General features: G+C 56.9%; 16 protein-coding genes. 8 read left to right on the top strand and 8 right to left on the bottom strand.

The genetic code is table 11. The annotated features are described in order from the left end of the window. Nucleotides 1-74: 74 nt before the first annotated feature. Nucleotides 75-2,354 (bottom strand): CHASE2 domain-containing protein, encoded by a 2,280-nt coding sequence (locus AC1RAC_RS10290; protein ID WP_492616546.1) that lies wholly within the window; start codon nt 2,352-2,354, stop codon nt 75-77. Between the two features lie 415 nt (nt 2,355-2,769). Here AC1RAC_RS10290 and AC1RAC_RS10285 point away from each other — a divergent pair, with 415 nt between their 5' ends. Then, nucleotides 2,770-3,492, top strand: coding sequence for a response regulator transcription factor (locus AC1RAC_RS10285; protein WP_057975200.1), 723 nt, complete (start codon nt 2,770-2,772; stop codon nt 3,490-3,492). Between the two features lie 104 nt (nt 3,493-3,596). On the opposite strand, the gene gyrB is transcribed toward AC1RAC_RS10285, so the two are convergent. From gyrB to dnaA, 4 genes are read right to left on the bottom strand one after another with little or no spacing between them, the layout of a single operon-like run. After that, nucleotides 3,597-6,014, bottom strand: coding sequence for a DNA topoisomerase (ATP-hydrolyzing) subunit B (gyrB, locus tag AC1RAC_RS10280; protein ID WP_492616545.1), 2,418 nt, complete (start codon nt 6,012-6,014; stop codon nt 3,597-3,599). 4 nt (nt 6,015-6,018) lie between these two features. Then, nucleotides 6,019-7,122: a DNA replication/repair protein RecF gene (recF, locus tag AC1RAC_RS10275; RefSeq protein WP_003187251.1), complete on the bottom strand. Its 1,104-nt coding sequence runs from the start codon at nt 7,120-7,122 to the stop codon at nt 6,019-6,021. 20 nt (nt 7,123-7,142) lie between these two features. Then, nucleotides 7,143-8,246 carry a DNA polymerase III subunit beta gene (gene dnaN, locus AC1RAC_RS10270; RefSeq protein WP_003187250.1) on the bottom strand — a complete coding sequence of 368 codons (1,104 nt, stop codon included), beginning with the start codon at nt 8,244-8,246 and terminating at the stop codon, nt 7,143-7,145. A 38-nt stretch (nt 8,247-8,284) separates the two neighbouring features. After that, nucleotides 8,285-9,802 carry a chromosomal replication initiator protein DnaA gene (dnaA, locus tag AC1RAC_RS10265; RefSeq protein ID WP_003187249.1) on the bottom strand — a complete coding sequence of 506 codons (1,518 nt, stop codon included), beginning with the start codon at nt 9,800-9,802 and terminating at the stop codon, nt 8,285-8,287. A 585-nt stretch (nt 9,803-10,387) separates the two neighbouring features. Between dnaA and rpmH the strand changes: the two genes are divergently transcribed. The 5 genes from rpmH (at nt 10,388) to mnmE (ending at nt 14,316) form a co-directional block, all read left to right on the top strand. Further along, on the top strand, nt 10,388-10,522 hold the full coding sequence (gene rpmH, locus AC1RAC_RS10260; protein WP_003213577.1) for a 50S ribosomal protein L34: 135 nt from the start codon (nt 10,388-10,390) through the stop codon (nt 10,520-10,522). Between the two features lie 13 nt (nt 10,523-10,535). Further along, entirely contained in the window at nt 10,536-10,943 is a 408-nt protein-coding gene (gene rnpA, locus AC1RAC_RS10255; protein WP_020302575.1) for a ribonuclease P protein component, read from the top strand. After that, a complete protein-coding gene (gene yidD, locus AC1RAC_RS10250) occupies nt 10,936-11,181 on the top strand; it encodes a membrane protein insertion efficiency factor YidD (RefSeq protein ID WP_019816912.1) in 246 nt (81 codons plus the stop codon). The genes rnpA and yidD overlap by 8 nt, the downstream gene beginning before the upstream one ends. A gap of 2 nt (nt 11,182-11,183) precedes the next feature. Beyond that, nucleotides 11,184-12,866, top strand: a complete 1,683-nt coding sequence (gene yidC, locus AC1RAC_RS10245) for a membrane protein insertase YidC (RefSeq protein ID WP_054898311.1) — start codon at nt 11,184-11,186, stop codon at nt 12,864-12,866. Nucleotides 12,867-12,945: 79 nt separating this feature from the next. After that, a complete protein-coding gene (mnmE, locus tag AC1RAC_RS10240) occupies nt 12,946-14,316 on the top strand; it encodes a tRNA uridine-5-carboxymethylaminomethyl(34) synthesis GTPase MnmE (protein WP_014720595.1) in 1,371 nt (456 codons plus the stop codon). An 18-nt stretch (nt 14,317-14,334) separates the two neighbouring features. Here the strand turns inward: mnmE and AC1RAC_RS10235 are convergent, their stop codons facing one another. The 3 genes from AC1RAC_RS10235 to AC1RAC_RS10225 form a co-directional block, all read right to left on the bottom strand. After that, complete coding sequence (locus tag AC1RAC_RS10235; protein WP_492616544.1) at nt 14,335-16,725, bottom strand: TonB-dependent siderophore receptor; 2,391 nt, start codon at nt 16,723-16,725, stop codon at nt 14,335-14,337. A gap of 135 nt (nt 16,726-16,860) precedes the next feature. Then, on the bottom strand, nt 16,861-17,805 hold the full coding sequence (locus tag AC1RAC_RS10230; RefSeq protein WP_057975202.1) for a FecR domain-containing protein: 945 nt from the start codon (nt 17,803-17,805) through the stop codon (nt 16,861-16,863). After that, on the bottom strand, nt 17,805-18,311 hold the full coding sequence (locus AC1RAC_RS10225) for a sigma-70 family RNA polymerase sigma factor (RefSeq protein ID WP_492616543.1): 507 nt from the start codon (nt 18,309-18,311) through the stop codon (nt 17,805-17,807). Before AC1RAC_RS10225 ends, AC1RAC_RS10230 begins: the two co-directional genes overlap by 1 nt. A 541-nt stretch (nt 18,312-18,852) precedes the next feature. Here AC1RAC_RS10225 and mnmG point away from each other — a divergent pair. Beyond that, the gene (gene mnmG, locus AC1RAC_RS10220; protein WP_014720591.1) at nt 18,853-20,745 is read left to right on the top strand and encodes a tRNA uridine-5-carboxymethylaminomethyl(34) synthesis enzyme MnmG; all 1,893 of its coding nucleotides are present in this window, start codon (nt 18,853-18,855) and stop codon (nt 20,743-20,745) included. Next, entirely contained in the window at nt 20,742-21,386 is a 645-nt protein-coding gene (gene rsmG, locus AC1RAC_RS10215) for a 16S rRNA (guanine(527)-N(7))-methyltransferase RsmG (RefSeq protein WP_003195893.1), read from the top strand. Before mnmG ends, rsmG begins: the two co-directional genes overlap by 4 nt. The last annotated feature ends 14 nt before the right edge of the window (nt 21,387-21,400 follow it).

Raw genomic sequence — 21,400 nt, 5'->3', positions numbered from 1 at the left:
GTGCATAAGTTTTTTCTTCATAAAAAAACCGGTCCTTGTGACCGGTTTTTTATGCACAGCAAAAAGGCGCTTTTTCAGTCCTCCAATAGCGGCAGCAGCAGGATAAACGTCGAGCCCTTGCCTAGCTCACTTTCGCACACGATCCGCCCTCCATGCCGTTCTACTACCGCCTTGACCATGGTCAGGCCCAACCCAAGACCTTCACTGCCCTGGGCCGAATCGAAACGTCGGTATTGGTTGAACAACTCCGGTAGATCCTTCGGCGCAATCCCCGGTCCCTGATCACTTATCCCGCATTCCAACCAGCCTTGCGCACTGCCATGCCTTAACCTGACGGTGGTGCCAGATGGGGAGTATTTGATCGCATTCTCCAGCACGTTGAACAATGCCCGGGTGAGCAGCGATTGGTCGGCATAGACCATGGCTTCATCCGCCTCATCCAGGTCGTGGACCAAATGGATGCCCTTCAACTGCGCAATCACCGCCACTTGATCAAAAGCGTCCATCACCAGCATGGCAAACAGGGTGGGCTGGAACTGGTAACCGTCCGCTTCAGCCTTGGCCAATTGCACAAAGGATTCGGTCAGACTCAAGGCTCGCCGTACCTGCTGTTCGATCTGAGTAAACACCGGGGACTCCCCGTTGTGCACGTCCAGCAGGGCGAGGATCGCTGAATGCGGCGCACGCAGGTCGTGGGAAAGGAAACGCAGCATGGTCTCGCGATGCTGCTGGGCTTCACGCTCCTTGCTCAGGTCCGTCAGGCTCAACAACCAGCCGAGGGCGAAATCCCCTTCGGCAGGCAGCAAAGGGGCCAGTTCCATGCGCAAACTGCGTTGGTGGATATCGCGAAACTCGACCAGCTCCAGCGCCGAGAGGGCAGGGCGTACACCATTATGCAGCGGGGGATAACCCAGATCGGCGAGCTGTTCGACGAGGTTTTCGCCGACCAGGTCATTGCCGAATACTTCACGGGCCACGCGGTTGGCCAACAGGATACTGCCCTGGGGATCGGTAATCAGGGTCGCTACCGGCAGGCACTCCAAGCCATCAGCCATAAAGCGCCGCGTATCGCGGGTACGGCTGACGGCTTGTTCAAGGGCAAAGATCCGCCCTTGCAGCACATCGCCCTTACTGGCGGGCGCGCGACGACGTTCCGGAAGCACCTTGGGCTCGTTATCCAGGCGTGCCAGTTCCCAGCCAAAGTAGGCGAGGATCACGCTCAGACGTCGCCAATTCCAGATCAGGTAACTCAGCAACAAACCGATCAGGCACGCTGCGGGGCTCCACCAGTGGCCCAGGCGCAATAAGGCCCATGAGCCCAGCAAAGCCACGGCCATGCCTGCCAAGGTCATCCACAGGGCGTAGCGTGGGCGCACAAGCAGAAGGCCCAACAGCAGGGCCACCAGGGACGTTGCCAGCAACGCCGCCAGCCAGCCGGGCAAATCGACGATGCTGCGGCCCTGCAATAAACCATTCAGTACGTCCGCCTGGATCTCAACGCCCGCTGTAGTACCTACGGTGGAAGAGAGCGGCGTCACGAAACGATCGGCCATGCCATAGGCTGAGGCGCCGATCAGAACCAGGCGACCACGCAGCGACTCGGGAGGTACCTCGCCGCGCAATACGCTGACGTAGGACACACTGGGAAAATGGTCTGGTTCCGAAGTGAACGGCACACGGATTTCATGTTCCTGGTGCCAGTGACCTCCAGTCGGCTCTTGCGGCAGGCCCGGCATCGTCTCGGCGTGCTCGTTCATGGCGAATGCGAGCCACGCCAACTGAGGAAGTGTGCTTCCCGGAGGGCCTTCACGTAGATACACGCTGCGCACCACTCCGTCGTTATCCGCTTCGACGTTGATGTGCCCTACGCCCTTGGCGCACTTGAGCAGTGGCGACAACGGCGTTACCTGGGCCTTGGGGCTGACGCTGCTGTCCCCGGCGATGGGCAGCAATACATTGCCGGCTTTGCAGACGGCATCGGCCAGTTGTTGGTCGTCATTATTGTCGCCGGGCTCACTGAAGATCACGTCAAACAAAATGCCCGCTGGCTGTGCGGCGTTCAGGCGTTCAATCAGCTCGGCATGCACGCTGCGCGGCCAGGGCCACGGGCCTAGTGCTTCCAGGCTGGGCGTATCAATGGTCACCAGAACGATCCGTGGATCTGCCGGTAACGGCGTCAGGCGGCGCAGGCTGTCATAGAGCGGATTGTTGAGTGCCAGCCCCGCACTCAAGGATAAGTACGCGGTGAAGGGCAGGAGCACCAAACCGATCAACAGCCATTCACGAACCAACCCATGAAACAAAAGCTGCGCCTGGGTAGGTTGGCGTTTCTCGGCTTTGCGCCATAGGTTCACAGGGCTACCGCCAAAAGGGTGCCAAGGAGTCGATGGTCATTGAGTAAAGATTTCATAAGCCCAGGATCCCTCTCCATGGGGTTGCGATGAAGTGCATACGGTGTTCTGAAACCAGTGAAGCTTATTTGGGTCTCATTGGAGGAGTTCCCGCGGCCGCGCAATGAACGATACCGCACATTCAAGCAGGCATTACGCACCAGCGAGGCGATCGGCACCGACCCTTTTCCTGACCGACTGGAGCCGGTATCTTTCTTTGAGGACGTAGTGGGTGGCGTTTACGGCGCTTTCAGCGTATCGAGAGATACGAGCACCGTAAAATCCGCCCATAATTATTCAGATTCAGAGGCCGGCATTTGTACAGCATGTGCCCCTATCCAAATCCAAGCTCTCGTTTTTTGTAGGAAGGACCCCACCCATGCGTGTCGCAATACTGGATGACGAACCCGCGGAGTTGCGACGGGTGGAACAGACACTGCGACAGATTCCCGGCCCGGCTGAACAGCCTTGGTCGCTGCATTTTTTCGAACGTGGTGAAGACCTGCTGCGCCAGCTACGCCGGGAAACCTTTGACCTGCTGATTCTTGACTGGCAACTGCCGGACATCTCCGGGATCGCGTTATTGCGCTGGACTCGCGAGCACATGGAATCGCCCCCTGCCGTGATCATGCTCACCAGTCGCGATGCCGAGAGTGACATCGTCACGGCGTTGAATAGCGGGGCGGATGATTATGTCAGCAAGCCGTTTCGGCCCAACGAACTCAAAGCCCGAGTCAGCGCCGTCCTGCGGCGCCACGGTTTGCAAAAGTCGGCTACCCAAGAAGTGCAGAGCTTTAACGATCTGACGTTCGACGATGCCGAACTGACCGTCACCCGAGCGGGCAAACCCATCAACCTGACAGAACGAGAATACCGTTTGGCAAGTTGTCTATTTGCCAACCTGGCCCGACCGTTGTCTCGCGAGTACCTGTATGAGCGATTCTGGAGCCACGAAGAAATGGTGTCGTCGCGGCCGTTGGACACGCATATCTACCGCCTGCGTAACAAGCTAGGGCTGACAGCTGATCGCGGTTGGCAGCTGTTGACGATCTATGGGTACGGGTATCGGTTGGAGAGTGTGACACCCGCCGCGCAAAATTGAGTACGCCGATGTTCCACGTGGAGCATTTAAGAATTCGAGTCTGCAGACCAATAAAAAAGGCCAACGCTAAGCGTTGGCCTTTTGTTTTTAGCTGATGTGCCTGATCAGAAGTCCAGGTTAGACACCGCCAAAGCATTGCTCTCAATGAAGTCACGACGAGGCTCGACCGCATCACCCATCAGGGTGTTGAAGATCTGGTCTGCGCCAATGGCGTCTTCGATGGTCACGCGCAGCATGCGACGTTGAGCAGGGTCCATGGTGGTTTCCCACAGCTGATCAGGGTTCATCTCGCCCAGACCTTTATAGCGCTGGATGGTATGACGCTTGGTGCTTTCCGCCATCAACCAGTCCAAGGCTTCCTTGAACTCCTTGACCTGCTTCTTGCGTTCGCCACGCTGAATGTAAGCACCGTCGTCCAGCAGGGTGCTCAGTTGAGCACCGAGGGTGACTACGGTCTTGTAGTCGTTGCTGCCGAAGAAGTCGCGGTTGAAGGTGACGTAGTTGGACAGGCCGTGGGAGATCAGTTCGACCTCTGGCAGCCATACGTTACGTTCACGGTCTTCACGCAGGCTGGCTTTGTATACCAGGCCAGACTTCTCCACAGTACGCAGGCGTACTTCGTACTGGGCCAGCCAATCTTGCATGACGGCGTGATCGCCCAACTGCTCCAGGCTCACGGCTGGCAGGTAGATGAAGTGCTCGGTCAGCTCCTGAGGGTACAGGCGCGACAAACGCTTGAGCGTCTTCATGACCATACGGAAGTCGTTGACCAGGCGCTCCAGCGACTCACCCGAGATGCCCGGCGCTTCGTCATTCAGGTGCAGGCTCGCATCTTCAAGGGCCGATTGCGTCATGTACTCTTCCATGGCGTCGTCGTCTTTGATGTATTGCTCTTGCTTGCCCTTTTTCACTTTGTACAACGGCGGCTGGGCGATGTAGATATAGCCACGCTCGATCAGCTCCGGCAACTGACGGAAGAAGAAGGTCAGCAGCAGGGTACGGATGTGCGAACCGTCGACGTCAGCATCGGTCATGATGATGATGTTGTGGTAACGCAGCTTGTCGATGTTGTACTCATCGCGGCCAATACCGCAGCCCAATGCCGTGATCAAGGTGCCGACTTCCTGGGAAGAAATCATCTTGTCAAAGCGGGCCTTCTCAACGTTGAGGATCTTGCCCTTCAACGGCAGGATGGCCTGGGTGCGACGGTTACGACCCTGCTTGGCGGAACCGCCTGCAGAGTCACCTTCCACCAGATACAGTTCGGAGAGGGCAGGGTCTTTCTCTTGGCAGTCAGCCAGTTTGCCTGGCAGGCCGGCGATATCCAGCGCACCTTTACGGCGGGTCATCTCACGGGCCTTACGCGCGGCTTCACGAGCGCGGGCAGCATCGATCATCTTGCCGACGACCAGCTTGGCTTCGTTCGGGTTTTCCAACAGGAAGTCGGAGAAGTATTTACCCATTTCCTGTTCAACCGCGGTCTTCACTTCGGAAGACACCAGCTTGTCTTTGGTCTGGGAGCTGAACTTCGGATCCGGTACCTTGACCGAGATAATCGCCGTCAGGCCTTCACGGGCATCGTCACCGGTGGTGGCGACTTTATGTTTCTTCGCCAAGCCTTCCGCTTCGATGTAGGTGTTCAGGTTACGCGTCAGCGCGGAACGGAAACCCACCAAGTGAGTACCGCCATCGCGTTGTGGAATGTTGTTGGTGAAGCACAACAGGTTCTCGTTGAAGCTGTCGTTCCACTGCAGGGCGATTTCCACGCCGATGCCGTCTTCGCGCTGAATGTTGAAGTGGAACACCTGGTTGACCGCGGTCTTGTTGGTGTTCAGGTATTCAACGAACGCACGCAGGCCGCCCTCGTACTTGAACAGCTCTTCCTTGCCGCTGCGCTCATCCTTGAGGACGATGCCGACACCGGAGTTAAGGAAAGACAGTTCACGAATCCGCTTGGCCAGGATGTCCCAGCTAAAGTGGATGTTCTTGAAGGTTTCTTCCGATGGCTTGAAGTGGATCTGGGTACCGGTGGTTTCACTGTCGCCGACAATTTTCATCGGTTCCTGTGGTACGCCGTGGACGTAGGTCTGCTCCCAAATCTTGCCGCTACGGCGGACAGTGAGGATCAGTTCTTCGGAAAGGGCGTTCACTACCGACACACCTACACCGTGCAAACCACCGGATACTTTATAGGAGTTGTCGTCGAACTTACCGCCAGCGTGGAGCACGGTCATGATGACCTCTGCCGCCGAAACGCCTTCTTCTTTGTGCACGTCTACCGGGATGCCACGACCGTTGTCACGCACGGTGATGGATTCATCCGGGTGGATGATAATGCTGATGTCGTCGCAGTGACCGGCCAGAGCTTCGTCGATGGAGTTATCGACCACCTCGAACACCATGTGGTGCAGACCGCTACCATCATCGGTGTCGCCAATGTACATACCGGGACGTTTGCGTACGGCATCCAAACCTTTCAGCACTTTAATGCTGGTCGAGTCGTACGTGTTTTCTTCGCTCATGCCTTCACTCCCGATGGTCGTGGGTCTGGGTGATACGGCCTTGTTCCACGTGGAACAAAGCGACTGGCGTTTCCGTCTGCCAGCCTTCCCTCAATAATTCGTGGTCTACACAGGTGATAAACACCTGGCAGCGTAAGTCTTCCAACAAGCGGCATAGCGAGCGGCGGTGCTGCTCGTCGAGTTCTGACGGCAAGTCATCCACCAAATAAATACACTGACCGCGTCGAGCCTGGCTAACCAAATGGCCCTGCGCGATACGCAATGCACAGACCACCAACTTCTGCTGGCCGCGGGACAAGATATCCGCAGCATTGTGTGCACCTAATCTAAGGCGCAAATCAGCGCGCTGGGGGCCGGCCTGGGTGTGTCCGATTTGCTGATCCCGTTGCAAGGACGTTGCGAGCACTGCACTCAGCTCACGCTCTTTGTCCCAACCCCGGTAATAACTCAGCGTCAGCCCCTCGAGATCCAATAACTCGCTCAAGGTCTGCTCAAAGACTGGTTTCAAGGCTTTGATATAGGCGCGGCGGTATTCATCTATTTCGTCGCTGGCCAGGCACAGTTCACGGTCCCAGGCTGCTTGCGAAGCGGCGTCAAGTGTACCATGCCGCAGCCATGAGTTCCGCTGCCGCAGGGCCTTCTGCAGGCGCTGCCAAGTGGCCATGAAGCGTGGTTCCACGTGGAACACGCCCCAGTCGAGAAACTGCCGACGGATTTTTGGGGCCCCCTCCAACAATCGAAAGCTGTCGGGGTTGATCAGTTGCAACGGCAGGATCTCGGCCAGTTGCGCTGCGCTGCGCGCATTTTGCCCGTCGATTCGGATCTGAAATTCGCCACCGCGATCACGCGATATCCCCAGGCTGCTATGTCCGCCCTCAGCCAGTTCCACTTGGCCAAATACGGTACAGGCCAATTGTTCGTACTGAATCACGGGTAACAAACGGGCACTGCGGAAGGAACGCGCAAGCCCCAGCAGGTGGATGGCTTCCAGCACGCTGGTTTTACCACTGCCGTTGGCGCCATGGAGGATGTTGATGCGGGGGGAAGGGGAGAAGGTCACCGGGTGCAGATTGCGCACCGCGGTGACCGAGACGCGACTAAGGGACATCTAGCTTCTGCTGAGCATGATTACAGGCGCATCGGCATGACAACGTAAGCCGAGTCGTCGTTGTCAGATTCTTGCACCAGGGCGCTGCTGTTGGAGTCCGACAGGATCAGACGAACCTGTTCGGTGGTCATGACACCCAGCACGTCCAACAGGTAGCTCACGTTAAAGCCGATTTCCAGCGATGCGCCGTTGTAGTCGACACCCACTTCTTCTTCCGCCTCTTCCTGTTCCGGGTTGTTGGCCTGGATTTTCAGTTGGCCGTTGGCCAGTTGCAGGCGAATACCACGGTACTTTTCGTTGGAAAGAATCGCAGTACGGCTGAAGGCTTCACGCAGGGCCTGACGATCACCGACCACCAGCTTGTCGCCACCTTTAGGCAACACACGCTCGTAGTCCGGGAACTTGCCGTCGACCAGCTTGGAGGTGAAGGTGAACTCGCCGGTGGTGGCACGAATGTGGTGCTGGCCCAACACGATGCTGACGTTGCCGTCCGGCTCGGTGAGCAAACGCGCCAGTTCAAGGATACCTTTGCGTGGAACAATCACCTGGTGACGATCCGGCTGACCGATATCGGCACGCATCGAGCACATTGCCAGACGGTGGCCGTCGGTGGCCACGGCGCGGATGATGCCTTCCGATACTTCCAGCAGCATACCGTTGAGGTAGTAACGCACGTCCTGCTGAGCCATAGCGAAGCTGGTGCGCTCGATCAAACGACGCAGCTTGCTTTGCTCCAGGCTGCACGTCAGCGAGCCCGGGCCTTCTTCTACGGTTGGAAAGTCATTGGCCGGCAAGGTCGACAGGGTGAAACGGCTACGGCCTGCCTTGACCACCAACTTCTGCTCATCCACCTTGATGTCGATCAGCGCATCGTTGGGCAGGCTTTTGCAGATATCCATCAGCTTGCGCGCCGGCACGGTGATCTCGCCCGGTTCGGCGGGCTCTTCGAGCTGGACGCGACCCACCAGTTCGACTTCCAGGTCGGTACCGGTCAAGGACAACTGCTGCCCCTCGACCACCAGTAATACGTTGGAAAGCACCGGCAAGGTCTGTCGGCGCTCGACGACGCCTGCGACCAGTTGCAGGGGTTTCAACAGGGCTTCGCGTTGAATGGTGAAATGCATGGTCTAGTCCCTTGCCTTAATAAGCTGCGCTGGTGTCATCACGTAGTCAGTGTACGCAGCAGGTTCTTGTAGTCCTCGCGAATATCCGCGTCGGATTCCTTAAGTTCATTGATCTTGCGGCATGCGTGCAAGACCGTGGTGTGGTCGCGTCCGCCGAACACATCACCGATTTCCGGCAGGCTGTGGTTGGTCAACTCCTTGGAGAGGGCCATGGCAACCTGGCGTGGACGTGCGACCGAGCGCGAACGGCGCTTGGACAGCAGGTCGGAAATCTTGATCTTGTAGTACTCGGCCACGGTGCGCTGGATGTTATCCACACTCACCAGCTTGTCCTGCAAGGCCAACAAGTCTTTCAAGGACTCGCGAATCAGCTCGATGGTGATATCGCGGCCCATGAAGTGCGAGTGAGCGATGACCCGCTTGAGCGCGCCTTCCAGCTCACGCACGTTGGAACGGATGCGTTGGGCGATGAAGAACGCAGCATCGTGCGGCAGATCGACTTTAGCCTGGTCGGCCTTCTTCATCAGGATGGCAACACGGGTTTCCAGCTCCGGTGGCTCGACTGCAACCGTCAGGCCCCAGCCGAAACGCGACTTCAGACGTTCTTCCAGGCCTTCGATTTCCTTCGGATAACGGTCACTGGTCAAGATGACCTGCTGGCCACCTTCGAGCAGGGCGTTGAAGGTGTGGAAGAACTCCTCTTGGGAACGTTCCTTGCGGGCGAAGAACTGAATGTCATCGATCAACAGGGCATCAACGGAGCGGTAGAAACGTTTGAACTCGTTGATTGCGTTGAGCTGCAAGGCCTTGACCATGTCGGCCACGAAGCGCTCCGAATGCAGGTAAACCACCTTGGCATTCGGGTTCTTCTTTAATAGGTGGTTACCGACGGCGTGCATCAAGTGCGTCTTACCCAAGCCCACGCCGCCATAAAGGAAGAGCGGGTTGTAACCATGCTTGGGATTATCGGCGACCTGCCAGGCGGCCGCTCGGGCCAGTTGGTTGGACTTGCCTTCGACAAAGTTCTCGAAGGTAAAGGTGCGGTTCAGGTAACTGGTGTGCTTGAGCGCGCCTTCTACCTGCACAGTACGTTGCTCGGAGCGCACAGGCGCCTGTTGGGAGCTGGCACCAGCCATCGGGTCGAAGCTGTCGCGGGACGGCTCCTCATTCTCTGGCGCATTTTTGCGCGAAGACGGCTTGGACGGCGCAGATGTCGGTGCAGGTGCTGCGGCGACAGGCGCCACTGCGGCCTGGGCTTGCGACGCAGCGGCGGCCAATGGCGCATTCGGCGCGGCGCGGGGAGCCGAGCTGCGCTTGCTGCCTATTAATAAGGAGAGAGCAGGCGCCAGACCGTTGCCATGTTCATCGAGCAATTCGAGAACGCGGCCCAGGTACTTCTCGTTGACCCAGTCGAGGACAAAACGATTGGGCGCATAGACACGCAACTCGTCGCCTTCGGCTTCGACCTGTAGCGGACGGATCCAGGTGTTGAATTGCTGGGCAGGCAGCTCATCGCGCAAAAGCTCCACGCACTGCTGCCAAAGTTCCACTGACACGGATATCCCCTAAGTTGAAAGCCGGTGAGGCAAAAACAGCCGCCATTGTAGCGGCCAGCCGTCCACTTATCCACATGTAGGTTGCTCACAGGCCACTCAAAATCAATGCTTTAACCGCTAAAAAGGCGACCAGTGGTCTGTGCATAAGCTCTGTGGATAAACCCACCTGAGCTCGTTGCACAAGTGGGGTCAAAAGTCTGTGGGTAACTGGCCTGTGGATAACTACCCGTTCCACACACAGCTTATCCGATAGCGCAGCACAGGCAGAGCACCGCTTCTCCCCCGTGTTGTCATTCTCTGTACACCACGTGGAACAAGGGCTAAAAGCAGTTATCCACAGATGATCGCGCTCCTAGCTTTTATAAGCTTTACAGAAAAGCTTTAAATAACTTCCTTCTTTATTTTTATATCTATCGCCTGCCGGATGGAAGCCAAGCGGGGAGAAGGGCGTCAGGACCCCGTCGACATCTAATTAAAGGAAAAGCTGGTTGGAAATTGACCTAGAGGCTTGCTTTCTCTAGAATCGCCGGTCTCTTAAAACGGGGGCCATTCCGGCCCGTTGTGGACGAACCAGGTAACAACGCCATGAAACGTACTTTCCAACCAAGCACCATCAAACGCGCCCGTACTCACGGCTTCCGTGCTCGCATGGCTACCAAGAACGGCCGTGCTGTCCTGTCGCGTCGCCGCGCCAAAGGTCGTGCGCGTCTGGCAGTTTGATAATCCGGTACTGGTGGTGAGTCAGGACTTCAGTCGGGAAAAGCGTCTGCTAACCCCCCGGCATTTCAAGGCAGTCTTTGACTCCCCCACCGGCAAGGTTCCGGGGAAAAATCTCCTGCTCCTTGCGCGTAACAACGATCTTGATCACCCCCGTCTCGGGTTGGTGATCGGCAAGAAGAGCGTAAAGCTCTCCGTTGAGCGCAATCGCCTCAAGCGTCTGATGCGCGAATCGTTTCGCCTCCACCAGGACACTCTGGTTGGTTGGGATATTGTTATCGTCGCGCGCAAAGGCTTGGGTGATGTAGAAAACCCCGAATTGATTCAGCATTTCGGCAAGCTCTGGAAACGTTTGGCGCGTACCCACAAGCCAGCACCAGCAGTCAGCACCGAAACTGTAGGGGTAGACAGCCTTGATGCGTAAACTGGCAATCGTTCCGATCCAGTTTTATCGCTATGCCATTAGTCCTCTGATGGCCAGTCACTGTCGTTTCTACCCCAGTTGTTCCTGCTACGCGTTAGAGGCCATAGAAAATCATGGTCTTCTGCGCGGTGGCTGGCTGACCTTTCGTCGTTTAGGTCGCTGTCATCCGTGGAATCCCGGTGGTTATGACCCGGTTCCACCTATCCCTACCTCCCGTTCTTCTTCGATGGCCGAGTAATCATGGATATTAAACGCACAATCCTGATCGTCGCCCTGGCAATCGTGTCCTATGTCATGGTCCTTAAATGGAACCAGGACTACGGTCAGGCTGCCCTGCCGACTCAGAATGTTGCTACCAATCAGGCTGCGCCGGCTATTCCGGACACCCCGCTGGGTAACAATGCGTCCGCGAGTGCCGATGTACCCAGCGCGAATGGCGAGACAAGTGCCCCGTTAGAAACGCCAGTGGTCACCAACAAAGACCTCATCCACGTGAAAACGGATGTGCTCGAGTTGGCTATCGACCCACAGGGTGGTGATATCGCACAGCTGAAGCTGCCGCTGTATCCACGTCGCCAAGACCATCCGGATGTGCCGTTCCAACTGTTCGATAACGGCGGTGAACGTACTTATCTGGCACAAAGCGGCCTGACTGGTACCAATGGTCCGGATGCACGTGCTACCGGTCGTCCGGTTTATTCGACCGAACAAAAGACTTATCAACTGGCAGACGGCCAGAACCAGTTGAACGTCGACCTGAAATTCAGCCTCGACGGTGTCAACTACATCAAGCGTTTCAGCTTTACCCGCGGTTTGTACGATTTGAAGGTCACTTACCTGATCGACAACACCAGCGACAAAGCCTGGAGTGGCAACCTGTTTGCCCAGCTCAAGCGTGACGCCAGCTCCGATCCGTCTTCCAGCACCGCCACCGGCACCGCCACTTACCTGGGCGCCGCCCTGTGGACAAGTAACGAGCCGTACAAAAAAGTGTCGATGAAAGATATCGACAAGGGCACGCTGAAAGAAACCGTCCAAGGTGGCTGGGTAGCGTGGCTGCAGCACTATTTCGTGACCGCCTGGATTCCGAACAAGGGTGACGCGAACCTGGTTCAAACCCGCAAGGACAGCCAGGGCAATTACATCATTGGCTTCACTGGCCCGGCGTTGACCGTCGCTCCAGGTGCCAAGGCTGAAACCAGCGCTACCCTGTACGCCGGCCCTAAAAGCCAGGCGGTACTGAAAGAGTTGTCCCCAGGCCTGGAATTGACTGTGGACTACGGCTTCCTGTGGTTCATTGCCCAGCCGATCTTCTGGCTGTTGCAACATATCCACAGCATTGTGGGTAACTGGGGCTGGTCGATCATCTTCCTGACCATGCTGATCAAAGGGCTTTTCTTCCCTCTGTCGGCAGCCAGCTACAAGTCGATGGCGCGTATGCGTGCTGTGGCCCCGAAACTGGCCGCGCTGAAAGAACAACATGGTGATGACCGGCAGAAAATGTCGCAGGCCATGATGGAGTTGTACAAGAAAGAGAAGATCAACCCGCTGGGTGGATGCTTGCCGATTCTGGTACAGATGCCGGTGTTCCTGTCGCTTTACTGGGTATTGCTGGAAAGCGTTGAAATGCGCCAGGCGCCGTTCATGCTGTGGATAACTGACCTGTCGATCAAAGACCCGTTCTTTATCCTGCCGATCATCATGGGCGCGACCATGTTTATCCAGCAGCGTCTGAACCCAACCCCGCCGGATCCGATGCAGGCCAAGGTAATGAAAATGATGCCAATCATCTTCACTTTCTTCTTCCTGTGGTTCCCTGCTGGCTTGGTACTGTACTGGGTGGTCAACAACGTGTTGTCGATCTCTCAACAGTGGTACATCACACGTAAAATCGAAGCGGCTACCAAAAAAGCCGAGGCGTAATTTACTCTGTGGATAACCACTCAAGACGCCCCCTAGTGGGGCGTTTTGCTTTCCGTCACTTTTGTTCTGGAACATGCTGATGAGCGCTCCTCGTGAAACCATCGCTGCTGTCGCTACCGCTCAAGGTCGGGGCGGTGTCGGCATCGTTCGAATTTCCGGGCCATTGGCGGGCGTGGCAGCCAAGGCTATCAGCGGCCGGGAGCTGAAACCCCGTTATGCCCATTACGGCCAGTTCCTGGATGCCGACCACAGCGTATTGGACGAGGGGCTGGCCATCTATTTTCCAGGGCCTAACTCGTTCACTGGTGAAGATGTCCTTGAACTACAAGGGCACGGTGGTCCTGTGGTGTTGGACATGCTGCTGCAGCGCTGCTTGCAATTGGGTTGCCGCCTGGCCAGACCAGGGGAATTCAGCGAACGCGCATTCTTGAACGATAAGCTCGACCTGGCCCAGGCCGAAGCCATCGCCGATTTGATCGAAGCCAGTTCTGCACAGGCTGCACGTAACGCATTGCGTTCATTGCAGGGGGCTTTTTCCCTGCGTGTGCATAACTTGACCGAGCAACTGATCAGCCTGCGCATCTACGTCGAAGCCGCGATTGATTTTCCGGAAGAAGAAATAGACTTCCTGGCGGATGGCCATGTATTGGCGATGCTGGATAAAGTCCGCGATGAGTTATCCACAGTGCTGCGCGAAGCCGGGCAGGGCGCCTTGCTGCGCGATGGTATGACGGTGGTGATTGCCGGCCGGCCCAATGCCGGCAAATCCAGCCTACTCAATGCTCTGGCAGGGCGCGAGGCGGCCATCGTCACCGAGATCGCCGGCACTACCCGGGATATCTTGCGTGAACATATCCACATCGACGGTATGCCGCTGCACGTGGTCGACACCGCAGGTCTGCGCGATACCGACGACCAGGTGGAAAAGATCGGCGTGGAACGTGCGCTCAAGGCGATCAGCGAAGCCGATCGTGTGTTGCTGGTGGTGGATGCCACTGCACCTGAAGCTGTGGATCCTTTTGCCTTGTGGCCGGAATTTCTTGAACAACGGCCAGACCCGGCCAAAGTCACCTTGATTCGTAACAAGGCCGACCTTACGGGTGAAGCCATCGCCCTGGAAACCAGTGAAGATGGCCACGTCACTATCAGCTTGAGCGCGAAATCGGCCGGCGAGGGTCTGGAATTGCTGCGCGAGCACCTTAAAGCATGCATGGGCTACGAACAGACCTCGGAAAGCAGCTTCAGTGCGCGGCGCAGGCACCTGGAAGCGCTGCGTCATGCCAGCGCGGCCCTGGAGCACGGGCGGGCCCAGCTGACCTTGGCGGGGGCTGGGGAGCTGCTGGCTGAAGATTTGCGTCAGGCGCAGCAGCTGCTGGGTGAAATCACCGGCGCTTTCAGCTCGGATGATTTGCTGGGGCGGATTTTCTCCAGCTTTTGCATTGGCAAATAGCCGAGTTATCCACCTCGTCTACCAGTTGTAAGACACCGTACCGAGCAAGGTACGGCTGTCACCCCAATAGCAACGCCCCGCATCGTTGCAACCGGATACATATTCCTTGTCGAACAGGTTCTTGGCGTTCAGGTCCACCGACCAGTGTGGGTTGATCTGATAACCCAGTGCCGCATCCACTAAGGTGACGCTTCCTGCGTCCAGCTTCCCGTAGAGCGTAGGCGGGGTGTAGGAAAAGGTACTGTCGAAATAGCGCACCCCGCCGCCCAGGGAGAAACCCTTGAGTTGGCCGTCGAGAAAGCGATATTTGCCCCACACCGAAGCCTGGTTACGCGGCACGCCTGTCATCTGACGGCCTTCTACCAGCGAAGTGGCCGAATCCTTGGTTATCCGGGCGTCAGTGTAGGTATAGGCCGCCGTCAAGTTGAAGTTGGAGCTGATGTTGCTGTTGACCTCGACTTCCACGCCCTTGGCGCGACTTTCACCGACTTGGCGATAGCTGTTGGTGGTGGCATCGAGGTAGGTATCGTCCTGCTTGCGCAGGTCATACACCGACACGGTCATCGCCGTATCCCAGCCGATCGGTTCGTACTTAACGCCCACTTCATATTGGCTGCTGGTGATCGGTTTCAACGGCGAGCCGGCGTTGGAGATCTGCTGCACGGGGACAAACGCGGTGGAATAGCTGACATACGGCGTAAGGCCGTTGTCGAACTGGTACATCACCCCGCCCTGGTAAGTGAATTTACGATCCTGTGAGTTGATATTGCTCGATGGCTTGACCTTGTCTCGGTAATTGCTGTCGACCCAATCCTGGCGGCCTCCGAGCAGAAAGAGCCAATGGTCGTATTTGCTTTGGATCTGTGCATAAACCCCTTTCATCTGCTGTTCAAGCAAAGTGTTTTGCACTGCCAGGGGAGTGAGCGGGTCGCGCAGGTACACCGGGTTATACACATCGATGGTGCCGGCGAAACCCGCATCCCAGTCTTGATTGAACGAGGTTCGGTCATAGCTGGCGCCCAATAGCACTGTGTTTTCCACACTGCCCAACTGGAACTTGCCTTCGAGCTGGTTATCCAGGGAATAGACCATCGATTTGTTGTAGCGGTCATAGGCGTTCATGTTCAGCCGGGTGCCGAAGCCACCGTTATTCAATGATCCAGGCCAGGTTTCGTGCCGGTTGATGCGTGACTGCATATAGCGCGAGTTCTGACGGAACTGCCAGTCATCATTGAAGCTGTGGCTGAACTCATAGCCGGTGCTCCACGCTTCGCGTTCAAAGGTGTTCCAGTCCGGATTGCCCAGCAGGGTGTGTTTGGACAGCTTCCCGTTGGGATTTGTAAGCAGCGTACCGGCGGCGGGTAGGCCAAGTTCCAGGTTGGTATGGTCTTTCTGGTAGTTGGCCAGCAGCGTCAGGGTGTTGTAGTCGTCGAAGTTCAGGGTCAGGGATGGCGCGATATATAGACGATCGTCCGGGACGTGATCGGTCTGTGTGTCGGATTTACGCCCCAGCATCACCACCCGGCCCAGAATATTGTCACTGTCGTTGAGCGGGCCCGAGATATCCACACCCAACTGGCGTCGATTATTCGAACCATAACTCACCTGCACCTCGCCTTGCGGGGTTGCAGTCGGGTGTTTACTCACCAGATTAACCAAACCACCGGGTGCGTTTTCACCGTAGAGCAGGGAAGACGGGCCGCGGAAAATCTCGACCCGTTCCAGGCCGTAGGGTTCGCTGGTGGTGTCGTATCGATTGCCTTGCACCCGCAGGCCATCTCGCAGCAGGCCGTAGCCGTAATCCGTGGCGTTGAAACCGCGAATGAAAAACAGATCGCCTGCCAAGCCGTCGCCCGCCGCGAACGGTGGGGCGAAGATTCCCGGTACGTAGCCCAACACGTCTGTCAGGGTTTGAGATTTCTGGTCCTTGATACGCTGGCCAGTGACAACGGACACCGAACGCGGAGTCTCGGACAGCGGTGTGCTGGTCTTCGTGCCGATCCGGCTGTTCTGCGCCTTGTAGCCTACATCCCCGGCGATCTCTTGATTGAAGCCGCCCTGTTGATAAGTGCTCACAGTGGTGGGTGCCAACGTGAGTCGGCCAGCAGGGGCCGCCTGTAATACATAGCTGCCGGGAGCTTGTGCGACCGCCTGCAGGTCCGAGTTCTGCAGCAGCAGCGCAAAGCCCTGGTCCACCGAATAGTCACCTTGCAGCCCCGGCGTATTCAAACGCGCGGTTTGCTGGGGGGAGAAGGACAGAATCACATTGGCCCTGGCAGCAAACTGGCTCAACGCATTGTCCAGCGGGCCAGCGGCAATTGCATAGTATTGCGTTGCGCTGGCGGCCGTGACGGCGGTGGCTAACAACACACCGGTGGTAGCGGTGATGAACTGCAGACCGTAGGTCATGCTGTGGCAGGAAAGTCGTTTGCGGAGCGGGGTGGGAAGGCGCATAGGTGAGTAAGCCCTGAAGGTAGCGTCGTGATTACCTGTAGGGCCGCACCAGGTCAAAAAAAGATAACCCTCTGTGGATTATTTTTTCGATCAGCCGATTCGGGTGACCGACACCCAATAGCGCGTAAAGTATTTCACTTGAATCGGCAGGCTCGCTTGCAGGTTAGTGAGGACGGCATCGGTTGAGTCCAGACGGAAGGTCCCGGAAACGCGTAGGCCTGCAGAGGCTGGGTCGCAGTGCAATACGCCCGGCCGATAGCGCGCCAACTCATCGATAACTTCTCCCAGCCGAGCATCGAGCACGATCAGTTGGCCATCGACCCAGGCGGCCTGTACTCCGCCATATCGCTGGGCAGCGCGCACATTGCGCCGATCAAACTCTGCGCTCTCACCCGCGCCAATAGTGCGGCGAAGTTCGGGTTGGTCGCCGGGGGATATCTCAACCCGTTCTTCCAAGACACCAACCCGCGTGGCGTCCGGCAGTTGGCGCACAGTAAACCGAGTGCCCAGCGCCTGGACCCGGCCTTGGCGAGTTTCGACATAAAACGGTAAGTGCCCACCCCGTGTGCCGGTGTGGATAAGCACTTCACCCTCGCGCAGACGGATCAAACGTTGTCGCCCATCAAATGCCACATCGATAGCGGTATGAGTATTGAGATTGATCTGCGTGCCATCCGCCAGCTCGATGCGTCGCCTCTGCCCCACCGACGTGCGGTAATCAGCCCATATGTTGCCCAGCGACGTATGTTGCTGGACGTTCCACCCCAGATAGCCACTGCCGCCGAGCACCAGCATCCACTTGAGGACCTGGCGCCGCTGTTGCGTGGTGGACAACGCGCGGCGTGTGAGGTCAGGGGACAGGGCTCCAAGGCTGCGCTGCAACTGCTCCATCTGGTTCCAAGCCGCCTGGTGGGATGGGTCACGATTAAGCCACTGCTGCCAGGCTTGATGTTGTGCGGGCGTCGGTGGTTGCGACTGAAATTGCACGTACCAACTGGCAGCGGCCTCGAACGTCTTGCGGTCGGGGCTGACCATTACCGGCTGGCCATGATCAGGGAGCATTCGGTGAGGGCGCGGATCATGTGTTTCTTCACCGTGGTCAGCGATACCTGCAGTTGATCGGCGATCTGTTGATAAGTCAGCCCTTCAATCTGTGCCAGCATGAAAATTCGGCGTGCCCGCTCACCCAGCCCAGACAGCGCTTTATCCACAGCCACCAGGGTTTCGATGATGATTGCCTTGTCTTCTTCACTGATAGCTGTGGTTTCGGGACGCTCTGCCAGGGTCTGCCTGTAGGCCTGCTCAATGGCGTGCCGGCGATACCGGTCAATCACCAGGCCCCTCGCGATGGTGGCCAGATAGTCTCGTGGTTCGAGGATCTGCACCGCATGTCGTCCACCTAGCATGCGCACGAACGTATCGTGGGCTACATCGGCTGCATCGCTGGCGTTATGCAATTTTCCCTTGAGCCATCCGCGCAACCACGAATGGTGCTGTTCATAGATGTGCTGGACCGCTGCGGTATGTGAGGAGGAAGGCATAGGCGCGACAAGGTAGGTTAATGATAATCGCTATTATTAACTGGCCCAGTGTTTTCCCACAATAGATCTGTTTTTGTCCCACCCGGGATCAATTCCCAGCTTTGCCGTGGACGAAATTGGCCGTTTCTGTGGATTAAGCCCTGTGAATAACCGCGGTTGTGCCCAGTTGATAACAGGGCTTGAAACCTGAGCAAAAACCCATCTGTGGATAACCAGTCGTTTAATCCACAGGCTTAAAGCACTTATCCAAGGGCCTCATTGGCAGATGACCACAACGTTTTGAATCGCTGTACACATTGAAAATAAAGGCCTGCAGAGATCTATCCACAGAAATGTTATTCAGTATAAATAAACATAAAAACAAAGATTTAATAAATTTCTCTCTTTTAATTTCTATTGTCTGTGATTCATCCACAGCTGGTTAAATTTTGTGCAAAGGGTTCTTTAGGAAGGGCGAAGTCCCTATACTTGCCGCCAAAGCTGTAAAACCCTTTCAACAAACAATTCCTGATTACCTACATAAGCAGGCACGAGGTGCGTGGTGGATTTCCCTTCCCGTTTTGAAGTGATCGTCATCGGCGGCGGTCATGCCGGTACCGAGGCAGCACTGGCCTCAGCACGCATGGGCGTAAAAACCCTGTTGCTGACGCATAACGTGGAAACTCTCGGTGCCATGAGTTGCAACCCCGCAATTGGCGGGATTGGCAAAAGCCATCTGGTCAAGGAAATCGATGCCCTTGGCGGGGTAATGGCGATGGCCACCGACAAGGGTGGTATTCAATTTCGCGTGCTCAACAGCCGCAAAGGCCCGGCCGTACGTGCTACCCGGGCTCAGGCCGACCGCATCCTGTACAAGGCAGCGGTACGCGAAACCCTGGAAAACCAGCCGAACCTGTGGATATTTCAGCAGGCCGCCGATGACTTGATCGTCGAGCAGGACCAGGTACGCGGTGTCGTTACGCAAATGGGTCTGCGTTTTCATGCAGATTCGGTCGTACTGACCACGGGCACGTTCCTCGGCGGACTTATCCACATCGGTATGCAAAATTATTCCGGTGGTCGTGCCGGTGACCCGCCGTCGATTGCCTTGGCAAAACGTCTGCGTGAACTACCGCTGCGCGTCGGCCGTTTGAAAACCGGAACCCCGCCACGCATTGATGGGCGTTCTGTGGATTTCTCGATGATGACCGAGCAAGCCGGCGACACGCCGATCCCGGTCATGTCGTTCATGGGTTCCAAAGAACAGCACCCGAAACAGGTCAGTTGCTGGATTACCCACACCAACGCCCGAACCCACGAAATCATTGCCGCGAACCTTGATCGTTCGCCGATGTATTCCGGGGTGATCGAAGGCATTGGCCCGCGTTATTGCCCGTCGATCGAAGACAAGATCCACCGCTTTGCCGACAAGGAAAGCCACCAGGTCTTTATCGAACCCGAAGGCTTGACCACCCACGAGCTGTACCCCAACGGAATTTCCACTTCGCTGCCGTTCGATGTGCAAATCCAGATCGTGCAGTCGATTCGCGGTATGGAAAACGCGCATATCGTGCGTCCGGGCTACGCCATCGAATACGACTACTTCGACCCGCGCGACCTGAAATACAGCCTGGAAACCAAAGTGATCGGCGGCCTGTTCTTCGCCGGCCAAATCAACGGCACTACCGGTTATGAAGAAGCCGGGGCCCAAGGTTTGCTGGCCGGGACCAACGCAGCATTGCGTGCACAAGGCAAAGACAGCTGGTGCCCGCGTCGCGATGAAGCCTACATCGGCGTATTGGTCGACGACCTCATTACCCTGGGTACCCAGGAACCGTACCGGATGTTCACATCTCGGGCGGAATACCGCTTGATCCTGCGCGAAGACAACGCCGACCTGCGCTTGACCGAAAAAGGTCGCGAGCTGGGCCTGGTCGATGACGCCCGCTGGGCGGCCTTCTGCAAAAAACGCGAAAGCATTGCGCTCGAAGAACAGCGTCTGAAAAGTACCTGGGTTCGCCCGGGCACGGAGCAAGGCGACGCCATTGCAGAAAAATTCGGCACGCCGTTGACCCATGAGTACAACTTGCTCAACCTGCTTTCCCGCCCGGAAATCGACTACGCTGGTCTGGTCGAAGTGACTGGCCAGGGCGCAGAAGACCCACAGGTTGCCGAACAGGTTGAAATCAAGACCAAATACGCAGGCTACATTGATCGCCAGCAGGACGAGATCGCCCGGCTGCGAGCCAGTGAAGACACCAAACTGCCTGTGGATATCGACTACACCGGGATTTCCGGGTTGTCGAAAGAAATTCAAAGCAAGTTGGGGATAACTCGGCCGGAAACCCTCGGGCAGGCTTCACGTATCCCTGGCGTCACTCCGGCAGCCATCTCGCTGTTGATGATTCATTTGAAAAAACGCGGCGCGGGCCGTCAGTTGGAGCAAAGCGCTTGAGTTCGTTGGTCACCTCGCAACACGCCGAAGAGTTATCCACAGGAGCGCGTCAGTTGGGCGTAGCCCTGACCGAAGCCCAGCATGAGCTACTGCTGGGCTACCTGGCCCTGTTGATCAAATGGAACAAGGCTTACAACCTGACAGCAGTGCGTGACCCAGACGAGATGGTGTCGCGGCATTTGCTCGACAGCCTCAGCGTGATGCCGTTTATCGAAAATGGCCGTTGGCTCGATGTGGGCAGCGGCGGCGGCATGCCTGGCATCCCGTTGGCGATCCTGTTTCCCGAGTCCCACGTGACCTGCCTGGACAGCAACGGCAAGAAAACCCGCTTCCTGACCCAGGTCAAACTCGAACTCAAGCTGGATAACCTGCAAGTTATCCACAGTCGTGTCGAAGCATTCACGCCTGAACTGCCTTTCAACGGGATCGTGTCTCGGGCGTTCAGCAGCATGGAGAACTTCAGCAACTGGACACGCCACCTGGGCGACCGTGATACCCGCTGGTTGGCAATGAAGGGCGTTCATCCAAGCGACGAGCTGTTAGCATTGCCGGCAGACTTCCACCTCGATAGCGAACACGCCTTGGCCGTACCTGGTTGCCAAGGCCAACGCCATCTGCTGATACTGCGCCGCACGGCATGATTGGGAACACAAGC

The organism is Pseudomonas sp. GW823-FHT02F05 (genome assembly GCF_058797315.1).
This window is presented reverse-complemented; position numbering and strand designations above follow the sequence as displayed.

Excerpts from the sequence above, each read along its gene's own strand:
- mnmE (WP_014720595.1), top strand. The coding sequence starts at position 12,946 with ATGAGCGCTCCTCGTGAAACCATCGCTGCTGTCGCTACCGCTCAAGGT.
- AC1RAC_RS10285 (WP_057975200.1), top strand. The coding sequence starts at position 2,770 with ATGCGTGTCGCAATACTGGATGACGAACCCGCGGAGTTGCGACGGGTG.
- rpmH (WP_003213577.1), top strand. The coding sequence starts at position 10,388 with ATGAAACGTACTTTCCAACCAAGCACCATCAAACGCGCCCGTACTCAC.
- AC1RAC_RS10230 (WP_057975202.1), bottom strand. The coding sequence starts at position 17,805 with ATGGTCAGCCCCGACCGCAAGACGTTCGAGGCCGCTGCCAGTTGGTAC.
- AC1RAC_RS10235 (WP_492616544.1), bottom strand. The coding sequence starts at position 16,725 with ATGACCTACGGTCTGCAGTTCATCACCGCTACCACCGGTGTGTTGTTA.
- gyrB (WP_492616545.1), bottom strand. The coding sequence starts at position 6,014 with ATGAGCGAAGAAAACACGTACGACTCGACCAGCATTAAAGTGCTGAAA.
- recF (WP_003187251.1), bottom strand. The coding sequence starts at position 7,122 with ATGTCCCTTAGTCGCGTCTCGGTCACCGCGGTGCGCAATCTGCACCCG.
- dnaN (WP_003187250.1), bottom strand. The coding sequence starts at position 8,246 with ATGCATTTCACCATTCAACGCGAAGCCCTGTTGAAACCCCTGCAACTG.
- yidD (WP_019816912.1), top strand. The coding sequence starts at position 10,936 with ATGCGTAAACTGGCAATCGTTCCGATCCAGTTTTATCGCTATGCCATT.
- yidC (WP_054898311.1), top strand. The coding sequence starts at position 11,184 with ATGGATATTAAACGCACAATCCTGATCGTCGCCCTGGCAATCGTGTCC.
- AC1RAC_RS10225 (WP_492616543.1), bottom strand. The coding sequence starts at position 18,311 with ATGCCTTCCTCCTCACATACCGCAGCGGTCCAGCACATCTATGAACAG.